This window comes from Anaerotignum sp., from assembly GCF_051877975.1.
Classification (GTDB): Bacteria; Bacillota; Clostridia; order Lachnospirales; family Anaerotignaceae; genus Anaerotignum_A.
Genome location: NZ_JBJEJK010000008.1, coordinates 1 through 20,278, shown reverse-complemented (window position 1 = coordinate 20,278; position 20,278 = coordinate 1). Strand labels below are relative to the sequence as shown.

The 20,278-nt window shown below is 42.6% G+C and carries 12 protein-coding genes and 1 other annotated feature; of the genes, 9 read left to right on the top strand and 3 right to left on the bottom strand.

Annotation, left to right across the window (positions count from 1 at the left end; genetic code table 11):
- Positions 1-20 precede the first annotated feature (20 nt).
- The 3 genes from ACI39P_RS00895 (at position 21) to ACI39P_RS00885 (ending at position 6,617) form a co-directional block, all read left to right on the top strand.
- Positions 21-1,085, top strand: a complete 1,065-nt coding sequence (locus ACI39P_RS00895; RefSeq protein WP_439718837.1) for a site-2 protease family protein — start codon at positions 21-23, stop codon at positions 1,083-1,085.
- Between the two features lie 114 nt (positions 1,086-1,199).
- Positions 1,200-2,249: a flavodoxin-dependent (E)-4-hydroxy-3-methylbut-2-enyl-diphosphate synthase gene (ispG, locus tag ACI39P_RS00890; protein WP_439718836.1), complete on the top strand. Its 1,050-nt coding sequence runs from the start codon at positions 1,200-1,202 to the stop codon at positions 2,247-2,249.
- A 36-nt stretch (positions 2,250-2,285) separates the two neighbouring features.
- A complete protein-coding gene (locus ACI39P_RS00885) occupies positions 2,286-6,617 on the top strand; it encodes a PolC-type DNA polymerase III (RefSeq protein ID WP_439718835.1) in 4,332 nt (1,443 codons plus the stop codon).
- 57 nt (positions 6,618-6,674) lie between these two features.
- Here the strand turns inward: ACI39P_RS00885 and ACI39P_RS00880 are convergent, their stop codons facing one another.
- Positions 6,675-7,256, bottom strand: coding sequence for a DUF1836 domain-containing protein (locus ACI39P_RS00880; RefSeq protein WP_439718834.1), 582 nt, complete (start codon positions 7,254-7,256; stop codon positions 6,675-6,677).
- Positions 7,257-7,438: 182 nt separating this feature from the next.
- Between ACI39P_RS00880 and trhA the strand changes: the two genes are divergently transcribed.
- The 6 genes from trhA (at position 7,439) to ACI39P_RS00850 (ending at position 16,580) form a co-directional block, all read left to right on the top strand.
- Entirely contained in the window at positions 7,439-8,110 is a 672-nt protein-coding gene (gene trhA / locus ACI39P_RS00875; protein ID WP_439718833.1) for a PAQR family membrane homeostasis protein TrhA, read from the top strand.
- Between the two features lie 124 nt (positions 8,111-8,234).
- Positions 8,235-9,971, top strand: coding sequence for an ABC transporter transmembrane domain-containing protein (locus tag ACI39P_RS00870; RefSeq protein WP_439718832.1), 1,737 nt, complete (start codon positions 8,235-8,237; stop codon positions 9,969-9,971).
- Positions 9,964-11,805 (top strand): ABC transporter transmembrane domain-containing protein, encoded by a 1,842-nt coding sequence (locus ACI39P_RS00865; protein ID WP_439718831.1) that lies wholly within the window; start codon positions 9,964-9,966, stop codon positions 11,803-11,805. The genes ACI39P_RS00870 and ACI39P_RS00865 overlap by 8 nt, the downstream gene beginning before the upstream one ends.
- 91 nt (positions 11,806-11,896) lie before the next feature.
- Positions 11,897-12,120 (top strand) — a binding site (T-box leader).
- A gap of 67 nt (positions 12,121-12,187) precedes the next feature.
- Positions 12,188-14,599, top strand: a complete 2,412-nt coding sequence (gene leuS / locus ACI39P_RS00860) for a leucine--tRNA ligase (protein WP_439718830.1) — start codon at positions 12,188-12,190, stop codon at positions 14,597-14,599.
- A gap of 80 nt (positions 14,600-14,679) precedes the next feature.
- The gene (locus tag ACI39P_RS00855) at positions 14,680-15,354 is read left to right on the top strand and encodes a 4'-phosphopantetheinyl transferase superfamily protein (RefSeq protein ID WP_439718829.1); all 675 of its coding nucleotides are present in this window, start codon (positions 14,680-14,682) and stop codon (positions 15,352-15,354) included.
- A gap of 80 nt (positions 15,355-15,434) precedes the next feature.
- Positions 15,435-16,580: a peptidoglycan DD-metalloendopeptidase family protein gene (locus ACI39P_RS00850; RefSeq protein WP_439718828.1), complete on the top strand. Its 1,146-nt coding sequence runs from the start codon at positions 15,435-15,437 to the stop codon at positions 16,578-16,580.
- Between the two features lie 344 nt (positions 16,581-16,924).
- On the opposite strand, the gene ACI39P_RS00845 is transcribed toward ACI39P_RS00850, so the two are convergent.
- Together ACI39P_RS00845 and ACI39P_RS00840 are read right to left on the bottom strand one after the other, a co-directional pair.
- Positions 16,925-19,843: an insulinase family protein gene (locus ACI39P_RS00845; RefSeq protein WP_439718827.1), complete on the bottom strand. Its 2,919-nt coding sequence runs from the start codon at positions 19,841-19,843 to the stop codon at positions 16,925-16,927.
- Positions 19,844-19,960: 117 nt separating this feature from the next.
- The coding region (locus tag ACI39P_RS00840; RefSeq protein ID WP_439718826.1) for an NADH peroxidase at positions 19,961-20,278 on the bottom strand (318 nt) is incomplete at its 5' end.

Here is a 20,278-nt window from a genome sequence, read left to right as displayed (position 1 = left end):
TGGGGAAGATTTCCTCGTTATTGATTACAATTATTCTTCTTGGTGTTTTGGTAATTGCCCATGAATTTGGGCATTTCATTGTTGCAAAGAAAAGCGGAATATGGGTGCAGGAATTTGCCATTGGTATGGGTCCTAAAATATTTTCCCGCACGAAAGGAGAGACGGAGTACAGCATCCGTGCTTTACCTCTAGGCGGTTTCTGCCGCATGGAGGGGGAAACGGAAGAAGGGACGGTTCCCAGCGCAACCTCTTTTCTGTCGAAGCCTGTTGGCGTGCGGCTGGCAGTCATGGCCGCAGGGCCCTTTATGAATTTTCTTTTGGCGTTTATCATGATTTTTGGACTGACCTGTACCAGCTATACAGCGACACCGGAAATTCGTGAAGTTCTTCCGGATTCTGCAGCGGCGGAAATCGGATTGGAAGCGGGAGATGTGATTCAAAAGATTGATGGGAAGACCATCCATATCTATGATGAACTGCAATATATCCTGCAGCAGAACCACGGCGAAGCAATCATTTTGGATATTTTGGGGAATGATGGGCAGCGCTACAAATATGAACTGCAGCCCAAATTGGATGCGGAAAGCGGCAGATATCTCATTGGCTTTAGCCCTCAGATCTATACTGGTCTGTTTGCAGAACCTGTAGAGGGGTATGAAGCCATGAGTTTTGGTGAAACAGCCCATTACAGCTATTTTGCCATGATAAACTATGTGAAAATGACCGCAGAAGGCTTGCTGCGGGTATTTACCTTTACAGCGGAAAAGGATGAATACGGCGGTCCCATTGCCATTTTCAAAATGGTTGGGGACAGCTATGAGGCCGGTTTGGAATACAGCTTGAAAGCGGCCATCCAGAATGTCGTTTATATTGGAGCGGTATTGAGTGCCAATTTGGGTGTGCTGAATCTATTTCCGATTCCTGCATTGGATGGCGGGCGCATTTTGTTCCTATTGATCGAAGCCGTCCGCAGAAAGCCTATGGATGTGGAAACTGAAGCAAAGCTGCAGTTTCTCGGATTTATGTTCCTAATGGGGCTAATGGTGTTCGTTATTTTAGGAGATATCTCAAAATTTATTATATAATAAACGAAAGGAACGCCTAATGAGAATTAGGCGTTTTCTGGGTTTCTAAAAAAATGGAATGAAAAAATTCTCAAACTTGAGTTTGCGTCTCAAATCAATATCAGGAGGCAAAAAATGGAAAGAAAGCTGACAAAAGAAGTCAAAGTAGGAAATTTAATATTGGGAGGAAAGAATCCCATTATTCTTCAGTCCATGTGCAACACAGATACAAGAGATGTGGATGCTACCGTAGCGCAGATTTTGAAGCTGGAAGAAGCCGGCTGCGAATTGGTGCGAGTGGCTATTCCCGATATGGCTGCGGCAGATGCCGTTGGAGAAATTAAAAAACGCATCCATATTCCGCTGGTGGCGGATATTCATTTTGATTATAGACTGGCGCTGCGTGTCATGGAACTGGGAATTGACAAGGTGCGTATCAACCCGGGAAATATCGGTGAGGAAGATCGTATCCGTCAGGTGGTGGAAATGGCAAAAGAAAAGCAGATTCCCATCCGAATTGGCGTCAACAGCGGTTCTTTGGAAAAGGAACTGGTGGAAAAATATGGCGGGGTGACCCCACAGGGGCTGGTGGAAAGCGCATTGAAGCATGTGCGTATTCTTGAAAAGTATGAATTTTACGATATTGTGGTTTCCATTAAGGCATCTGATGTGCCTTTCTCCATCGAAGCCTATCGTCTGCTTTCCGAAGCTATTCCTTATCCCATTCATGTGGGTATCACGGAAGCCGGTACGCCTTATGCCGGCACCATCAAATCTGCCGTTGGTATTGGTGCGATTTTATCTATGGGCATTGGGGATACCATCCGCGTTTCCCTGACGGGCGACCCTGTAGAAGAAATCAAGGCGGGTAAAGAGATTCTGAAAAGCCTTGGACTTAGAAAATTCGGCATTGAATTTGTATCCTGCCCTACCTGCGGCAGAACAGAAATCGACCTGATCTCTATTGCCAATGAAGTGGAAGAAAAATGCAGACATATTGATAAAAACCTTAAAGTAGCCGTTATGGGCTGCGTGGTAAATGGCCCCGGCGAAGCCAGAGAGGCTGATTTGGGCATTGCCGGCGGCAAAGGTGTAGGTCTGGTGTTCAAAAAAGGGGAAATCATCCGTAAAGTGAAGGAAGAAGAGTTGGTTTCCGCATTGATGGAAGAAATTGAAAAAGCCTGAGGATGGAGAAATCTTTGAAAAGAAAGGAGGGAGAGCATGACCGCACAAAATTTTGAAAATGTATTTCAGAAAATCTCATTATCTTTGGCTGTACAGGAAGCTTTTCATGGCACAGAAGTCCGTAAACTGACGATTCATAAAAAAGAACGCACCGTCAGCATGGAGATTGCGGCAAAGCAGCTCATCCCTCTGCAAAAATGGGAAGACCTGAGAGGGGAACTTCTGAAAAATCTGCCCGGTATCCGGGAAGTGGATATCGACATTACATACGAATTGGAAGAACAAAGCCCCGAAGCTCTGGCAGAAGGCTATTGGGAAAGCATTAAAACACTGGTGAGCCAGGAAAGCAAGGTTTGTGCTGGCGTGATAGCTGATGCAGAATGGAAAATTGCAGATAACAAGATGCAGATTCTTGTGAAAAACAATATGGCTTATTATTTGGCGCAGAAGCATCTGGACGATGCGATCATGAAGATGATTCGGACGGAAACAGGACAGAATTTGATGATTCAATTCAAAAACGTGCAGACCACAGCGGAAGAACGGGCTTTGTTTGAACAGAAACAACAGGAAAAACTGGAAGAATTGAGCAGGCAGATTGTGACCAGCCAGGTGGAAGTCGCCAAAGAAAAGACCAATGCCGAGGTGGCGGCTGTCTCTTCCTCTGTTTCCAAGGGAATTCTGCTGGGCAAAGAGATCAATGGCAGCAATACAAAGATCATTGATACGAAAATCGTTGGGGAAAATGTCATCATCGAAGGGAGTATCTATAATATTGAACCAAGAGAGATTAAGGGCGAAAAATATATCGTCTCCTTTGATATTACTGACCTGAGCGATTCTACCACGGTCAAATTCTTTGTAAAGAAAAGTGTTTTCGATCAGGAATTGAGCGATAAGATCAAAAAGGGGAAATATCTTCGCGTACAGGGTGAAGTGCAGTTCGATAAATATACCAAAGAAATTGATATTATGGCGAAAAATATCATGACTGCATCTGCTCCTCCTGCCCGTATGGATGATTCCGAGGAAAAAAGGGTAGAGCTGCATCTGCATACGCAGATGAGCAGTATGGATGGCGTGACCCATGTCAAAAAATATATTGAACGTGCCATTGCTTGGGGGCATAAGGCGATTGCCATTACTGACCATGGCGTAGTGCAGGCATTCCCTGATGCCATGAATGCCATAGGGAAATCTGACCTGAAGGTGATTTATGGTGTGGAAGCCTATCTGATTGATGATTTAGGCAGTGTTGTAACGATGCCCCGAGGGCAGTCTCTGGATGATACTTTTGTGGTATTTGATATTGAAACAACAGGCCTTTCCAGAGAAACGGAAGGGATTACGGAAATTGGCGCAGTAAAGGTAAAGAACGGCAAAATCATTGACCGCTTCAGTACATTCGTCAATCCAGAAAAGCCGATTTCTGCGGAAATTACCAAGCTGACAGGTATTACCGATGATATGGTTGCTGATGCACCTTTGATTCAGGACATCCTGCCGAGGTTTTTGGAATTTTGCGGTGATGCGGTTCTGGTAGCCCATAATGCCAACTTTGATACGGGTTTTATCCGCGTCAATGCAGAGCGGAAATGCGGCATTGAAGTGAAAAATACTGTTCTGGATACCTTGGAACTGTCCCGTTCTCTGTTACCAGAATTGAGCAAGCATAAATTAAATATCGTTTGTGAGCATTTGGGGGTTTCTTTGGAAGGGCACCATAGAGCAGTCAACGATGCAGAGGCCACAGCGGAGGTATTCCTGCGCTTTATTGATATGCTGGTGGAAAAGAAGATTTATCATGTAGATGATATCAATGTTTTTGCCAGCCAGACGGTCAACTACAAAAAACTCAAAGCCCACCATGCCATTATTTTGGCGCAGAACTATACCGGTCTGCGAAATCTTTATGAACTGATTTCCCTGTCTCATATTGATTATTTCTTCCGTAGACCCCGTATCCCGAAAAGCAAGCTGATCCAGCATCGGGAAGGCTTGATTTTGGGCAGTGCCTGCGAGGCAGGGGAACTGTACCGTGCCATTTTGGAGGACAAGCCCAAGCAGGTCATTGAAGAACTGGTGAATTTCTATGATTACCTGGAAATACAGCCCTTGGGCAATAATAAATTTATGATCGATTCCCCCAGAGTGGAAGCTGTCAATTCTATGGAGGATATCATTAATATCAATAAACGGATCGTTGCTTTGGGTGAAGAACATAATAAACCTGTTGTGGCTACCTGCGATGTTCACTTTATCGATCCTCAGGATGCGGCATTCCGCAAAATCATCATGGCGGCAGAAGGCTTCGCTGATGCGGATAACCAAGCACCCCTGTATTTCCGCACCACAAAGGAAATGCTGAAGGAATTCAGCTATTTGGGCGAAGAAAAAGCAAGAGAGGTCGTTATCACTAATACAAATAAAATTGCAGATATGATCGAGAAGATCAAACCTATTCCCGATGAAACTTTTCCCCCTAAAATTGAAGGAGCAGATGAGGAACTGCGGCAGATCTGTATGGATAAGGCCATTTCTATTTACGGCGACCCGCTGCCGGAAATCGTACGGGACAGACTGGAAACAGAACTGAACTCTATCATCAGCAATGGCTATGCGGTGCTGTATATCATTGCCCAAAAGCTGGTGTGGAAATCTGTTGCCGATGGCTATCTGGTGGGTTCCCGTGGCTCCGTTGGTTCTTCTTTCGCGGCCAATATGGCAGGTATTACGGAAGTAAATTCCCTTCCGCCTCACTATATTTGTCCCAATTGCAAATATTCGGATTTTGAATCGGATGTAGTAAAGGCCTATGCCATGGAAGAGGCCAGCGGCTGTGATATGCCCGATAAAGATTGCCCCGTCTGCGGTACAAAGCTCCGGAAAGACGGCCACGATATTCCGTTCCAGACCTTCCTTGGTTTTGAAGGGGATAAAGAACCGGATATCGACTTGAACTTCTCCGGGGACTATCAACAGCAGGCTCATGCCTATACAGAAGAATTGTTCGGCAAGGGGAAGGTATTCAAAGCCGGCACGATTGGTACGCTGGCGGATAAGACTGCCTACGGCTTTGTCAAAAAATACTTTGATGCTAGGGAAATTACCCCACACAATGCGGAAATCAACCGGCTGACGGAAGGGTGCACAGGGGTCAAGCGAACGACGGGACAGCATCCCGGCGGGCTGATGGTCGTTCCCAGTGACCATGATATCCATGAATTTTGCCCTATCCAGCGGCCTGCTAATGATATGAACTCTACGGTAACAACGACCCATTTTGATTATCATTCCATTTCCGGCCGTTTGTTGAAGCTTGACCTGCTGGGGCACGATGATCCTACGGTCATTCGTATGCTTTATGACCTGACAGGGGTAAACCCCCAGGATGTGCCTTTGGGCGACCCGGAGACCATGTCTCTTTTTGAATCCCCTGCGGCATTGGGGGTAACGCCGGAGGAGATCAATTGCAAAACCGGGACATTAGGCATCCCTGAATTTGGTACAAAATTTGTTCGCGGGATGCTGTTGGATACAAAACCAAAGACCTTTGCGGATTTGCTGCGTATTTCCGGCCTTTCCCATGGTACGGATGTATGGCTGGGAAATGCCCAGACATTGATTGAAAATGGCACGATTACTCTGAAAGAAACCATTTCCACCCGTGACAGTATTATGATCTATCTTATCAATAAAGGGGTAGAGAAAAAGAAGTCCTTTAAAATCATGGAAAAAGTAAGAAAAGGGAAGGGCTTGACAGAAGAAGACATTGCAGATATGAAGGCGGCCAATGTACCGGACTGGTATATTGAATCCTGCCAGAAAATCAAATATATGTTCCCGAAAGCCCATGCGGCGGCTTATGTTATGATGGCGTTCCGCATTGCCTATTTTAAAATCAACTACCCGGAAGCTTATTATGCCTCTTATTTTTCAGTAAGAGCCTGTGATGACTTTGACTATTCCTGTATGTGCAAGGGGATTGATGTGGCAAGGGAGGCCATTAAAGAAATTCAAGCGAAAGGGCAGGAAGCTACAGCCAAGGACAAGAGTAAACAGACGGTACTGGAGATCGTCGTAGAATTTTATGCCAGAGGGTTCAAATTCTGCCCCATCGATTTATATAAATCCGATGCGAAGAATTTTATCCCCACAGAAGATGGAATGCTGCCGCCGTTCAGTTCTCTGCAGGGCTTAGGTGTCAATGCGGCCCAGAGCATCGTAGAAGGCAGAAAGGATGGAGAATTCAAAACCTTAGAGGAATTAAAGGAACGTACCTCTTTGGGGCGTTCTCTGATCGATCTGCTGAAGGAAAACGGCGTTTTGGATGGTATCCCTGAAACCAACCAGTTGAGTTTATTCTGATATAAAAATAAGAAAAGCAACCAAACTATCAATAATAAATAGTTGGTTGCTTTTTCTTTAGAAATAAGAATCCAATGCATGTTCCGCCAGCTGCTTTTCTGTATTGGCGCGGATGGTCAGCGCCAATACCAAAAGAATCCGCCTCAGTTCATCATCCTGATCTTCTGTCAGAATATCTTTTCCATAAAAAGTTTCATCCGGTTTTCCTTCTGCAGCATTGGCCAGATAAGTATTTGTGATTTTTTGCAGTGACACAAAGCCAGCGTAGATGGTTTCAATCCGTTTTGCCTGTTTCTCTCTATCTGGTTCTGTCAATGCGGATTGGAATAAAACACCGATATCTTTAATGGAAAGAATGGATTTCAGATGGTAGATCATGATCAAAAGCATCAGATGAGCGCGGCTATATTTTTTCTTCACCGGGGGAGGGAAGATTTTCGCCTTAGTATAGTTGTTTATCATCGTTTTTGTCAGGATCTTATCCTGTTCATTGCGTTTATATTGAGCCAGACCTTTATCCATAAAAGTTGTTACCTGATCCATGTAAAGGTCGATATTGGGGATATCTTCGATCTCAATGACATCGGATGAACGGATCTGAGCGGCATAACGATCTACCACTTCATTAAATGTGTTCAAACTACTTCACCTCGAAATTCTAATCAAAATAAAACTTCTTAATTTCTCTATTATATAGTAATTTAAACTATGTCGCAAGTTTTTCTCGAAAAAATCCCTTGAAATAGTAGGAATAGTATGTTAATATATCGATATAATAAGATGTAGTATTAAAAACTACTTAATGTGGAGGAGATGAAGTTATGGAGATGGCAGCAGTAAAAAAAGATAAATTTCAAGCAAAAGACCCTATGAGTGCACTGACACATTTTATAGGGTTTCTGGCGGTTATTCCTGTTTTTATTATTTTATTAGAAAAAGCACGAATGGAAGCCACCCCGCTTCATGTGGTTGGTTTTGCGGTATTTGGGCTCTCTTTGCTTTTGTTGTATGGTGCAAGCACGATTTATCACACTTTACGCTTATCCCCGGAAAAAACAGCATTGCTGCGCCGTATCGACCATATGATGATTTTCGTACTGATTGCCGGCACATATACGCCCGTTTGTCTGGTTACGCTGCAGGGCGTTTGGGGAACTGCTATGCTGATTGGTATTTGGGGGATTGCTGTTTTCGGTATTTTTATGAAGATTTTCTGGATGAATGCGCCCCGCTGGCTTTCTACTTTGATTTATGTGGTTATGGGCTGGCTGGCAATCAGTGCCTTTGTCCCTTTGAAAGCAGCTGTGGGCTGGGGCGGTATCGCGATGCTTTTGGCAGGTGGGATTGCTTATACAGTAGGTGCTCTGATCTATGCGCTGAAAAAGCCCAATCTGGCAATCCTGAAAAGCTTTGGATTCCATGAGATTTTCCACGTATTTGTAATGATCGGTTCCGCTTTCCATATTGCATTTATGTTCCTCTATGTATTATAAGGAAGAAATTTTAACCTTTCTTTCATTGACAACCCTTTTATATGTGCTAAAATAAAATAGTTAGGCATCTACCCTTTAGATGCCTGACTTTTTTTGATGAATCATTTGTTTGTGAGGTGAAAGTATGAAAAAAATATGGGAATACATGAAACCCTATCGGAAACTGGCCATACTGGCTCCATTATTGATGCTGCTGGAGGTTTCTGCGGAATTGGCAATGCCCAAGATTATGACATTTATGATTAATCAGGGCGTAGGGCTGGGAAATACTTCTTTGATTGCCAAAACAGGTTTTGGTATGCTGGTGATTGCCATTCTTGGTATTTTTGGCGGGATAGGCTGTTTGATCTGTGCCAGCATTGTCAGCCAGAGAACAGGGACGGATTTACGGCGAGCGGCATTCCAAAAAATCCAGGAATTTTCCTTCCATAATATAGATACCTTTTCTACACCTTCTCTCATTACGAGGCTGACCAATGATATTACCCAAATTCAGCTGGTCATTATGATGTGTCTGCGGATGTTGGTGCGTTCTCCCTTGCTTTGCGTGGGCAGTATCATTATGGCATTCAGTATCAATGCAAGAATTGCTTTTATGTTTCTGGCTGTAGTGCTTTTGTTGGCAGGTGCGGTTTTCCTGATTTTGAAGGCAGCATTGCCCAAATTTAAAATGGTGCAGGAAAAACTGGATAAAGTCAATACAGTCATGCGGGAATGCCTGGCTGGCATCCGCGTGGTAAAGGCTTTCGTGCGAAATGAATACGAAACAGAAAAATTTGCCGATGTCAATGTAGATTACAAAAATACTACGGTAAGTGCTTTTAAAATCATGCTTTTGATGATGCCTACCATGATGATTTTGGTAAATGGCACGATTATCGCTATCCTTTGGTTTGGCGGCCTGCAGGCGCAGGCAGGCACCATGGAAGTGGAAGAGATCATGGCCTGTATTACTTATCTGATGCAGATGATGATGGCAACCATGATGATGGCGATGAACTTTATGTTCATTTCCAGAGCAAAGATTTCTACAGATCGACTGACAGAAGTCTTAGATACAGTAGTAGATATTGCAGATCCCGCAGAGCCCAAATTGCCAGCTGTTTCTGCAGGAAGGGTAGAATATAGAAATGTATCCTACCGCTATAAAATGGGCAGCGGTGACCCGGTTCTGGAAAATATTTCTTTTACCGCAGAACCCGGGCAGACCATCGGTATCCTTGGGGAAACCGGCTCCGGCAAATCTACGTTGGTAAATTTACTACCCCGTTTATATGATGTAACAGAAGGGCAGGTTCTGGTAGATGGTATCGATGTCAGGGACTATGCAATTAAAGATTTACGGAAACGGGTAGCAGTTGTTCTGCAGGAAACGATTCTATTTTCCGGTACAATCAGAGATAATATCAAATGGGGCAAACCGGATGCTACGGAAGAAGAAATCATTGCAGCGGCAAAAGCTGCGCAGGCACATGATTTTATTATGGAACTGCCTGAAAAATATGATACTGAATTGGGGCAGAGAGGTGTCAATGTTTCCGGCGGGCAAAAACAGCGTATTTCCATTGCCAGAGCATTGATTCAGAATCCGAATATCATTATTTTCGATGACAGCACCAGTGCGGTCGATTCCCTGACAGAAAAAAATATCCGTCAGGCTATGAAGGAATCCCATAGTGGCTGCACAAAATTCATTATTGCCCAGCGGATCAGTTCCGTAAAAGATGCGGATAAGATTCTGATATTGAGCGGCGGCAGGATTGTTGCGGAAGGTAACCATAAATATCTTATGGAAACCAGCAAGGATTATCAGGAAATCTTAGCATCTCAAATGAAAAAAGGGGTGATGGCAGATGAGTAATGAAAATATGAGAAAAGGCCTTGGAGGCCCTCCCATGGGGCCTCGTCCCGGCGGCCGTGGTCCGCATATGATGGTTCATGGCAAACCAAAGCATACAAAGAAAACATTGCTTCGTCTTTGCAAATATCTGGGAAAATTCCGTACTTTGATTCTGATTTCAGTAATCTGTATTGCCTTTACAACATTGGCTACGGTTTATGCAACGAGCTTGATTGGTGTGGCTATCGATAAATATATTTCTGTGTTTGATTTTGTCGGCCTTTGGAAAATATGCCTGACATTATTGTCGATTTATATAATCTCCTCTGTTGCTACATGGCTGTACAGCTATTTGATGTTAAAGGTAGGGCAGGAGACAGTTGCAACACTGAGAAAAGAGATTTTTGAAAAATTTCAGAAACTTCCTTTGAAATATTTTGATAAAACAACCCACGGGGAACTGATGAGCCGTGTAACAAACGACGTTGATAATATTTCCATGTGCCTGAACAGCAGTGTTTCTCAAATTTTGCAGAGTATTCTGACCATTGCAGGCACTTTCTGTATGATGCTGTACCTCAGTATTCCGCTGACGATTGCCACTGTGGTGACGATTCCTTTGATGCTTGTCATGACAAAATGGGTAACCAGGCATTCCAGAAAGTATTTTAAGGATAAACAGAATCGATTGGGTGATCTGAACGGCCATATCGAAGAAATCATTTCCGGGCAAAAGGTTGTCAAGGTCTTTTGCAGAGAGGAGGAAGAAATCAGGAAATTTGAAAAGCTGAACAATGAATTGCTGGATAAAAGTGTTCGTGCTGAAATTTTCTCTGGTGCGATTGGCCCGATTATGACAGCTATTAATAATATGACGTATGCAATCGTTGTTGCAACAGGCGGTATTCTGATGGTAGTTGGCAGCGGGATGACCTTGGGTATCATTTCCAATTTCATCATTTATTCCAAGCAATTTGCAAGACCTTTGACAGAACTGGCAAATCAGGTAAATACGATTATGTCTGCTATGGCAGGTGCAGAGCGTGTTTTTGAAGTGCTGGATGAAAAAGAGGAAGAGCCTGATGCCCCTGATGCCTACGAGATGGGCGAAATTGAAGGGGATGTTGTGCTGACAGATGTGAATTTTTCCTATGAAAAGGGGCATCCTATTCTGAAAAACGTAAATCTGTATGCAAGACCCGGTCAGACGATTGCTTTTGTTGGCCCTACCGGTGCTGGCAAAACAACCATTATTAATCTTTTGACCAGATTTTATGATATTGACAGCGGATCTATCACCATTGACGGGCATGATATCTATAAAACGAAGCGAAAAAGTCTGCGTTCTGCTTTGAGTATCGTTTTGCAGGATACGTATCTATTCACAGATTCTATCAAGGAAAATATCCGATACGGCAGGCTGAATGCGACAGATGAGGAGATTGTGGAAGCAGCAAAATTGGCCAATGCTCATGAATTCATCCGCAGGCTGCCCGATGGCTATGATACCATGCTGACAGATGGCGGCGGAAATTTGAGCCAAGGACAGCGCCAGATGATTTCCATTGCCAGAGCGATTCTGGCAAATCCTTCTGTTCTGATTTTGGATGAAGCCACCAGCAGCGTTGATACCAGAACAGAAGTGAAGATTCAGGAGGCAATGAATAATCTGATGAAGGGCAGAACGAATTTCGTCATTGCACATAGATTAAGCACCATCAAAGATGCCGATCTGATTGCTGTTGTCAACCATGGTGAAATCATCGAAAAAGGTAATCACCAGCAGCTGATGGAGAAAAAAGGGTTCTATTATAACCTGTATACAAATCAGTTTGACCAAAATGAAGCGGTTTAAACAGAATTTTGAATAATGTAGATTGTATTCTTTTAAAAATTCTCCAAAAATGCTTGATTTATTTTGGTAAATATGATATAAATGTTCTTGTGAAAAGACAGTGAAGAGGAATAGTATGTTTTTAAACTTCTTTCAGAGAGTTGCCGGGCGGTGCAAGGCAGCAGAAGGAGAAAGCAGAACTGGCCTTGGAGTTCTGTACCGAACGTAAAAATGCAAGTAGGATACAGCGGTAGCCCCCGTTACAGGTTTTGAGTGTGCCCGGGAAAGACATGGGCAAACTAGAGTGGTAACACGGAGTGTCCCTTCGTCTCTAACTGAGGCGGAGGGGCTTTTTAGTTTCACAGAGAATCAGAAAACAAAAGTTTTTAAGGAGGAATTTACAATGGATAGTCGCTATGATTTCAGAACCATTGAAAAAAAATGGCGTGCGGAATGGGAAAAGAATCCCATTAATAAAGAAGACGACGTAAAACCCAGATTTTACTGCCTGGATATGTTCCCTTATCCTTCCGGTTCCGGTCTGCATGTAGGCCACTGGAGAGGATATGTATTGTCCGATGTAGTCAGCCGTTATAAAGTACTGCAGGGCTATCAGGTGCTGCACCCCATGGGTTGGGATGCGTTTGGTCTGCCCGCAGAAAACTATGCTATTAAAACAAATACACATCCCAGAATTTCCACAGATGCTAATATTAAAAATGCAAAGAGACAGCTCCACGAAATCAGTGCGATCTATGACTGGGATAAAGAAGTAGATACAACAGATCCTAAATACTACAAATGGACACAGTGGATTTTCGTGCAGATGTTCAAAAAAGGCTTGGCTTATGAACAGGAAATGCCTCTGAACTGGTGTCCCAAATGTAAATGTGTACTGGCAAATGAAGAAGCTGCCGGCGGTGTGCATGAACGTTGTGGTTCCGTTGTTACAAAGAAAAACCTGCGCCAGTGGATGCTGAAGATTACAGCCTATGCAGACAGACTGTTGGAAGACCTGAAAAAGCTGGATTGGTCCGAAAAGGTTAAAAAGATGCAGACAGACTGGATTGGCAAGAGCTATGGTGCAGAAGTTGACTTCAAAGTAAAAGATTCTGATGAAATTATCACAGTTTATACCACAAGACCGGATACATTGTATGGTACTGCTTGTATGGTTCTGGCGCCTGAATACAAAGGTTTGGATTCCCTAGTAAAACCTGAGTGCAAAGCAGATGTAGATAAATATTGCTATGATGCTTCCACAAAATCTTCTGTTGACCGTATGACAGATAAAGAAAAAACAGGTGCATTTACAGGTTCTTACTGCATCAACCCCGTAAATGGTGCGGAAGTGCCTATCTGGGTAGCAGACTATGTACTGGCTGATTATGGTACAGGTGCTGTCATGGTAGTAGCAGCGCACGACCAGCGTGACTTTGAATTTGCGAAAAAATTCAATCTGCCCATCATTCCTGTTATCTCTCCCGATGGCAAGGATATGGGCGAATTGGAAGAAGCATATACCGGCGAAGGTATCGTGATCAACTCTGGCGACTGGAATGGCATGACAGTTTCCGAAGCAAAAGAAAAAGTACCTCATCTGATGGAAGAAAAAGGTTGGGGCAGAAAGACAGTCAATTACAAACTGCGTGACTGGGTATTCTCCAGACAGAGATACTGGGGCGAACCTATCCCTATCATCCACTGCGAACATTGCGGTGCTGTTCCTGTTCCCGAAGATCAGCTGCCTGTATTGCTGCCTGATGTAGAATCCTACAAACCTACAGATACAGGGGAATCTCCTCTGGCGCATATTGATGAATGGGTAAATACAACATGCCCTGTTTGCGGCAGACCTGCAAAACGTGAAACAAACACTATGCCGCAGTGGGCAGGTTCCAGCTGGTATTTCCTGCGCTATACAGATGTACACAACGATAAAGAACTGGCCAGCATGGATGCTCTGAAAAAATGGGCTCCCGTTGACCTGTATGTTGGCGGTATCGAACACGCCGTACTGCATTTGCTGTATGCTCGTTTCTATACAAAATTCCTGTATGATATCGGCGTAGTTCCTTTTGACGAACCTTTCCTGAAACTGTTCAATCAGGGTATGATCACTAAAAACGGCGGTAAGATGTCTAAATCTCTGGGCAACGTTGTTTCTCCCGATGAACTGGTCGAAAAATATGGCTGCGACTCTCTGAGAATGTATGAACTGTTCGTAGGTCCTCCCGAAATGGATTGTGACTGGGACGATAGCGGTATCGATGGTGTATTCCGTTTCCTGAACAGAGTTTGGAAGATGGTTTATAACTATAAAGATGCACCGAAAGCAGCAACAAAAGAAGAAGAATTCATCGTAAACAAGATGATCGTAGATGTTACCAACCGTGTAGAATCTTTGGCAATGAACACTATCGTAAGTACCTTTATGGAATCCACAAACAAACTGCTGGATGTTGCGAAAAAAGAAGGCGGCCTGTCCAAAGAAACTTTGGAAACCATGACAGTTATGCTGGCGCCTTTTGCACCTCATATCGCAGAAGAAATGTGGCATGAACTGGGTCATGAAGGCACTGTATTCGATGCCGGCTGGCCTAAAGCTGACGAAAGCAAGCTGGTTCAGGATTCCATTGAAATTGCACTGCAGATCGGCGGCAAGCTGAGAGGCAAAATGACAATTTCGAAAGACGCTGCAAAAGATGACGTTCTGGCACAGGCAAAAGAAGTATTGGCTTCCAGAATCGAAGGAAAAACAGTGGTAAAAGAAATTTATGTTCCTGGAAAGATCGTAAACCTGATCGTAAAATAATCTAAAAAGCATACAGAAAAGCAGGGTGATATAGCCCTGCTTTTGTGCTTACTTGCGAAGGAAGAAAAGGAGGGCAGGGCATGGCAAATATTCTATATATGGATGTGACAATATTTAAGGAAGAAGCCTTGTTTCTGAAAGGAATGTCCTTCATTCCTACAGAAAGAAGAAACAAAATACAGAATTTTAAAAGCCTTATGCCTGCCAGACTTTCTTTGGGGGCAGGGGTTCTGCTAAAAATCGCCTTGAATCGATATGGTCTGGAAGATAAGATAGATCAAATAGAAACCGAGGAGCATGGGAAACCATATTTAAAAAATACAAATTTTCATTTTAGTTTATCTCATTCTGGGCACTATGCTGTATGTGCTTTTTCTGATAAGCGGATTGGTGCAGATCTCCAGCGGATCAAAGAAAAACTGCCGCAGCGGACAACAAAGATTTTATCTGATACAGAAAAGGCATATTTAGATAAATTGGAGGAAAGAGAGCGTATTCGGACATTCTATCGGCTTTGGGCAAGAAAAGAGAGCCTGAGCAAATGGGATGGACGTGGGCTGCGTCTGCCCATAGAACAGCTTTCCTTTGTGCAGGATGGCATCCTTCAGGATATGATCACATTTGAAGGAAAGACGCTGTATCTTCGAGAATATTCGGATCTGCTTCCGGAATATGCACTTTGCCTTTGCAATGAAACTGGATTTTTTACGGGAAAAATCGAGGAAATAACAGCAGAATCCTTAAAAAATACTTAAAATACGCAAAAATTCATTGAAAAGAGAGGGATAAATCTTTATAATAGTAAGGTAAAAATAAAAAGTATGAGGTTTTAACCATGAAAAAAATGAAGAGATTCGCGTGTGCTGCATTGGCTGCGGCGGTGGCTTTTTGCGCATTGCCGACCTATAGCACCAGTGCGGCTACGATTTCTGAATTGCAGCAAAAACGCCAGAATTTGGCTTCGAGTACAGAAAAGGCAAAAAAGGAAATCGAGAGTATTAAAAGTAAGCAGCTTTCTGCCGAGCAGGAAATGGAAGCAATGGATAAGGTTTTGAACAGTATCCAGGCGGAATTGGATGAGGCGACAGAAGATTTGAATATTCTGACAGCGCAATTGGAGGCTGCGGAAAAAGAATTGGAAGAAGCAACAAAAAAACGAGATGAACAGTTTGAATTGCTGGGCAGCCGTATGCGTTTCCTGCAGCAGAAAGGTTCATCAGGCTATCTGGAGATTCTTTTTGAAGCAGAAAGTTTTTCGGATTTGTTCCTTCGCATGCAGTATGTAAATGATATCATGGGATATGATAAGGAAATTCTGGATGAATTGCAAAAAACGCAGGAAACCATTCAAGCGAAAACAGAAGAAATTGCAGAAAACCATGCGGAGCAGGAAGAGGTTGTAAAGCTCCAGCAGGAAAAATTGGAGGAACAGCAGCAAATTGTCGATGAAAAGAAAGCGTTGGTAGCTTCTTATCAGAACGATGTAAAGAAATATGAACAGATGATTGCAGCAAATGAAAAAGCGGATCAGGAAGTTCTGAATCAGATTGCAAAACAAAGCAGCAGCAGTTCAACAGTATATTATACTGGCAATGGCTCTTTAGGTTGGCCTGTTCCGGGGTATTCCAGAATCAGCAGTGGATTTGTTACACGTACCAGCCCGATCACGGGTAAGACAGAATCCCACAGCGGTCTGGATATTCCAGCACCATATGGTACACCGATTGTTGCAGCAGAAGCAGGTAAAGTTACATATTCCGGCTGGATGAATGGATATGGCTATACAATCATTATCGACCATGGCGGTGGATTAAGTACATTGTATGGACACAATTCTTCTTTGGTAGCAAAAGTCGGCCAGGTCGTTAGCCGCGGGCAGACAGTAGCAAAGTGCGGCAGTACTGGTTGGTCTACAGGTAACCATTGTCATTTCTCTGTATTGAAGAATGGTGCTTATGTAAATCCCAGCAATTACTTATAAAAGATATAGAAAAGATACAGGATGATATCAAAAGAACAGATATCATCCTGCTTTTTTATTGTTGAAGAATAGTGTAGAATAAGATTTACAATAATTATATTATGTAAATAAAAAATAAGGTTGATTATAACTCTTCCTAATCAATATCTATATTATTTCGTAAAAGTATCGTTTTGCGAATAAATTTATATTTCCCCTTTCTTAGAGAAATCTGTCCTGATTTCCTTAATTTTTTAGAAGGCTCATAGTAATTTTGCTATAGCGCTATAGCTGCTTGCCTATTATCCTTGACCATAATAAAAAAGTGCTTGAGGACAAATGGCTCAAACACTTTTTCTGTACAATCAAACCAAAGGTTCGATTTTTGTAAATTCTATTTTGTTTTCTTTGATTTTTTGTTCATTGCCGATACTGCAGATATTTGCACAATCGATACATTCCAGCAAATCCTTGCAGCTGCGGATATCTGCGGCTGTTGTTTGCAGAATTTCCAATCGTTGCTGTATCAAAGCTTCATCTGTAATATCTTTGTAGAATCTGCTGATGACTTCATTCATCTGGTCCATATTGGTCTTGGGCTGATCCAGCCCGTTGATTGTCCCAAGAATATATTTTGTCATTTCACGCTCATCCGCGTTGAAATTCCGGATATCCTTATGCAACTTCTGATAGATATGGTAGGTTTCTGTCAGATTTGGGTCACGATAGGAATAAAAGTAGCTGAAACCACTTCTCATAAATTTACAACCGCAGCCATATGCCCCGCCCTGCACACGAATCTGGTTCCAAAGATATTCCAGATTGATGATAGTTTTCAATACCTGATATTTGCCGTGGAAATTCAGTCCCTGCTTCTGAAAATCAAAGGATGTAATATTATATAATACACCGCTGGTATTGGTAAAAGCAGTCTTCTCCGGCTGAAGCCCAAAGGAATACACTGCTTTTTTCTTCTCTCTGGAAGGAAGTTTTGTATAGAAATCAATGAGTTTTTTCTGTACATCAGTTTTGTCGGCTGTTTCACAGCCCAGGGCTATATCCATATTCTGTTGTGTAAAAAGAATTGAAGCAGTCTCTTTCAATTTTTCCATAACAGGCGCAGGGTCTTTCTCTAATTGTGTATCTATCTCACAAAGAAAACGATAGTAACGAATACCACTGGTGATATCTTCTATCTGTAGACCAGGAAATAGATTGCTGCCGCTATAGAAAATGGCAAAATAATGAGAATTGTTCAGCAGCTCATTTTCCCCTCTGATCTTCGCAGATTTTACGATTTTCTTCATGCTTTCCACAGAATTGAATTTTGTGCGGAAGAGAATTTCTTCTGTCATGGCAAGGGCTGCATCTAAATCTTCTTTCAGCAGGCTCTCCTTTACAGTCACAAAGGAACGATAAGCAGAAGCATCTTTATTATAAATATTGTTATGCAGGGAGAAATTGCCGAAGATCTGGTTTTTAACTGTTGGCAGCTCTTGATAGGAATAGTTTTCCGTATCCAGTTTTCCTAGTAAATCTGTCAAGAGACCTGTATAGGGTAATAATTCCTGCGGCACAGCAGAAGTATCGAACATCAGTTTTAGATACAAAATACCACTGCTTTCCAAAGGAATATGCAGGAAAGTGTTTCCCAATTCCAACGATTCTTTCTGATATCTTGTCAATTGGGGCATTTTGTCAATCTCAGAAATCTCCAATAGAGGAATCTGTGCAAGAATATCAGGAGTATCCTCTTGCTTTTGAAAAATTTGCAGTTTTTCTGCATCTGCTTTGATGGCAGCAATATCCTCTTCTGCCATAGCTACTTTTCTTTTTGCCATCTCTATAGCAAAAGCTTCTGTTTCTTTTTTCGCCTTGCCTTTTTCCGGCGTAAAGACTACATATGTTTTGTCTTTATTTTTTAAGAATACATCTTCTACCAATTTTTCAAAATATTTTTCACTGCTCCCCTTTTTCAGTGTTTCCATGATTTCTAACAAACGCAGGCTGTCACAGGGATCTTCTCCGTGGAGCCAGCGTTTCATCAGCCTGGAACAATAGACCAGGCCTTTGGGGGTAGAACCATAATCCTCTTCCCGCAGCAGAAAATCATATTTCCGCAAAGCCCCCTTCAGCAAATCTTCCGGGATCCCTTCGGAAACAAGGCGTTTCCATTCCTCATCAATGATACGGATAAATACATCTGCTTTTTCTGCATCAGCATTCTTTGCAACGATGCTGAATACCATTTCATAGGTAGAAGAATCAAACCAGCCTTCTGTTTCTTCGCAAATGCCTGCTTCCATCAAAGCTGTTTTCAAAGGAGAAGCGTTGGTTTCCAACAAAACATAGGATAAAATTTGCAGAGCCATGATACGCTCCGGATCAGTACACTTGCCAACTTTCAGGTTATAAGTCAGAAAAGAACCGCCCTCTTCCCCCTCTTCCGCGGCAGGGTAGGTTTCATAGATGATTTCTCCCTTTTTTACGCAATCTGTTTCACCAATGACAGGCAGTGCAGAACTGCGCGTAAAGCCTTTCAAAAACCCTTCATCCATATGGCGTAAACAATCTAAAGGCTCCATATTTCCATAGAGATAGAAATAAGCATTAGAAGGATGATAATATTTTCTGTGGAACTCTAAGAAGTTTTCGTATGTCAGGTTTGGAATAGAGGACGGGTTTCCGCCGGATTCAAAACCATAGGTTGTTTTCCCAAAAATTGAACGGGAAATTACGCCGCTCAGCTGGCTTTCCGGATCAGATAGTGCCCCCTTCATTTCGTTGTAAACGACACCTGTAACTTCCAGAGGGGCATTTTCATCCTTCAGGACATAACGCCAGCCTTCCTGCTGGAAAATTTCTTTCTTTTCATAAATTTTAGGAAAAAAAACTGCATCCAGATATACATCCATCAAATTATGAAAATCCTTTTCATTGCAGCTGGCAACGGGATACATCGTTTTATCAGCATAGGTCATCGCGTTTAAAAAGGTATTCAAAGAGCCTTTTGCCAGTTCATTGAAAGGATCTTTTGCTTCATATTTTTTAGAACCGCAAAGAACGGAATGCTCCAAAATATGGGGTGTACCACAGTCATCGGAAGGCGGTGTTTTAAATGCTACGTTAAAAACTTTGTTATTATCGCTGTTTTTTAGATATAGCAAGCGTGCCCCACTCTTTTTGTGAAAAAAAAGATATGCGATACTGTGAACATCACTAATTTCTTCTGTTTTTTCTAATGTAAATCCATGATAGGTCTGGTTTAAGTTAAATTCGGCCATAAAGCACCTCCTTAAAGAACAATGTAATAATTATACCATAAAAGTTCTTGTTTTTTCATAGAAAAGAAAAAGGACAGGAGTTTTCTCCTGCCCTTTGATGATTTCTATAATTATTAATTATTTGAAGTATCTGTTGTACAGACCCAGGAATGCTTTGCCGTGTCTAGCTTCATCACGAGCCATTTCATGAACTGTGTCATGGATTGCATCCAGATTAGCAGCTTTTGCTCTCTTAGCCAGATCGAATTTACCTGCTGTTGCACCGTTTTCAGCATCAATACGCAGTTCCAGGTTTTTCTTTGTGGAGTCTGTTACAACTTCACCCAGCAGTTCTGCAAATTTTGCAGCATGTTCAGCTTCTTCATAAGCTGCTTTTTCCCAGTACAGACCGATTTCAGGATAACCTTCTCTGTGAGCAACTCTTGCCATAGCCAG

Bases quoted from the DNA above. Each gene is read 5' to 3' on its own strand.
- ACI39P_RS00870 (WP_439718832.1), top strand. From the start codon at position 8,235: ATGAAAAAAATATGGGAATACATGAAACCCTATCGGAAACTGGCCATA.
- ACI39P_RS00885 (WP_439718835.1), top strand. From the start codon at position 2,286: ATGACCGCACAAAATTTTGAAAATGTATTTCAGAAAATCTCATTATCT.
- ACI39P_RS00845 (WP_439718827.1), bottom strand. From the start codon at position 19,843: ATGGCCGAATTTAACTTAAACCAGACCTATCATGGATTTACATTAGAA.
- trhA (WP_439718833.1), top strand. From the start codon at position 7,439: ATGGAGATGGCAGCAGTAAAAAAAGATAAATTTCAAGCAAAAGACCCT.
- ACI39P_RS00850 (WP_439718828.1), top strand. From the start codon at position 15,435: ATGAAAAAAATGAAGAGATTCGCGTGTGCTGCATTGGCTGCGGCGGTG.
- ACI39P_RS00865 (WP_439718831.1), top strand. From the start codon at position 9,964: ATGAGTAATGAAAATATGAGAAAAGGCCTTGGAGGCCCTCCCATGGGG.
- ACI39P_RS00855 (WP_439718829.1), top strand. From the start codon at position 14,680: ATGGCAAATATTCTATATATGGATGTGACAATATTTAAGGAAGAAGCC.
- leuS (WP_439718830.1), top strand. From the start codon at position 12,188: ATGGATAGTCGCTATGATTTCAGAACCATTGAAAAAAAATGGCGTGCG.
- ispG (WP_439718836.1), top strand. From the start codon at position 1,200: ATGGAAAGAAAGCTGACAAAAGAAGTCAAAGTAGGAAATTTAATATTG.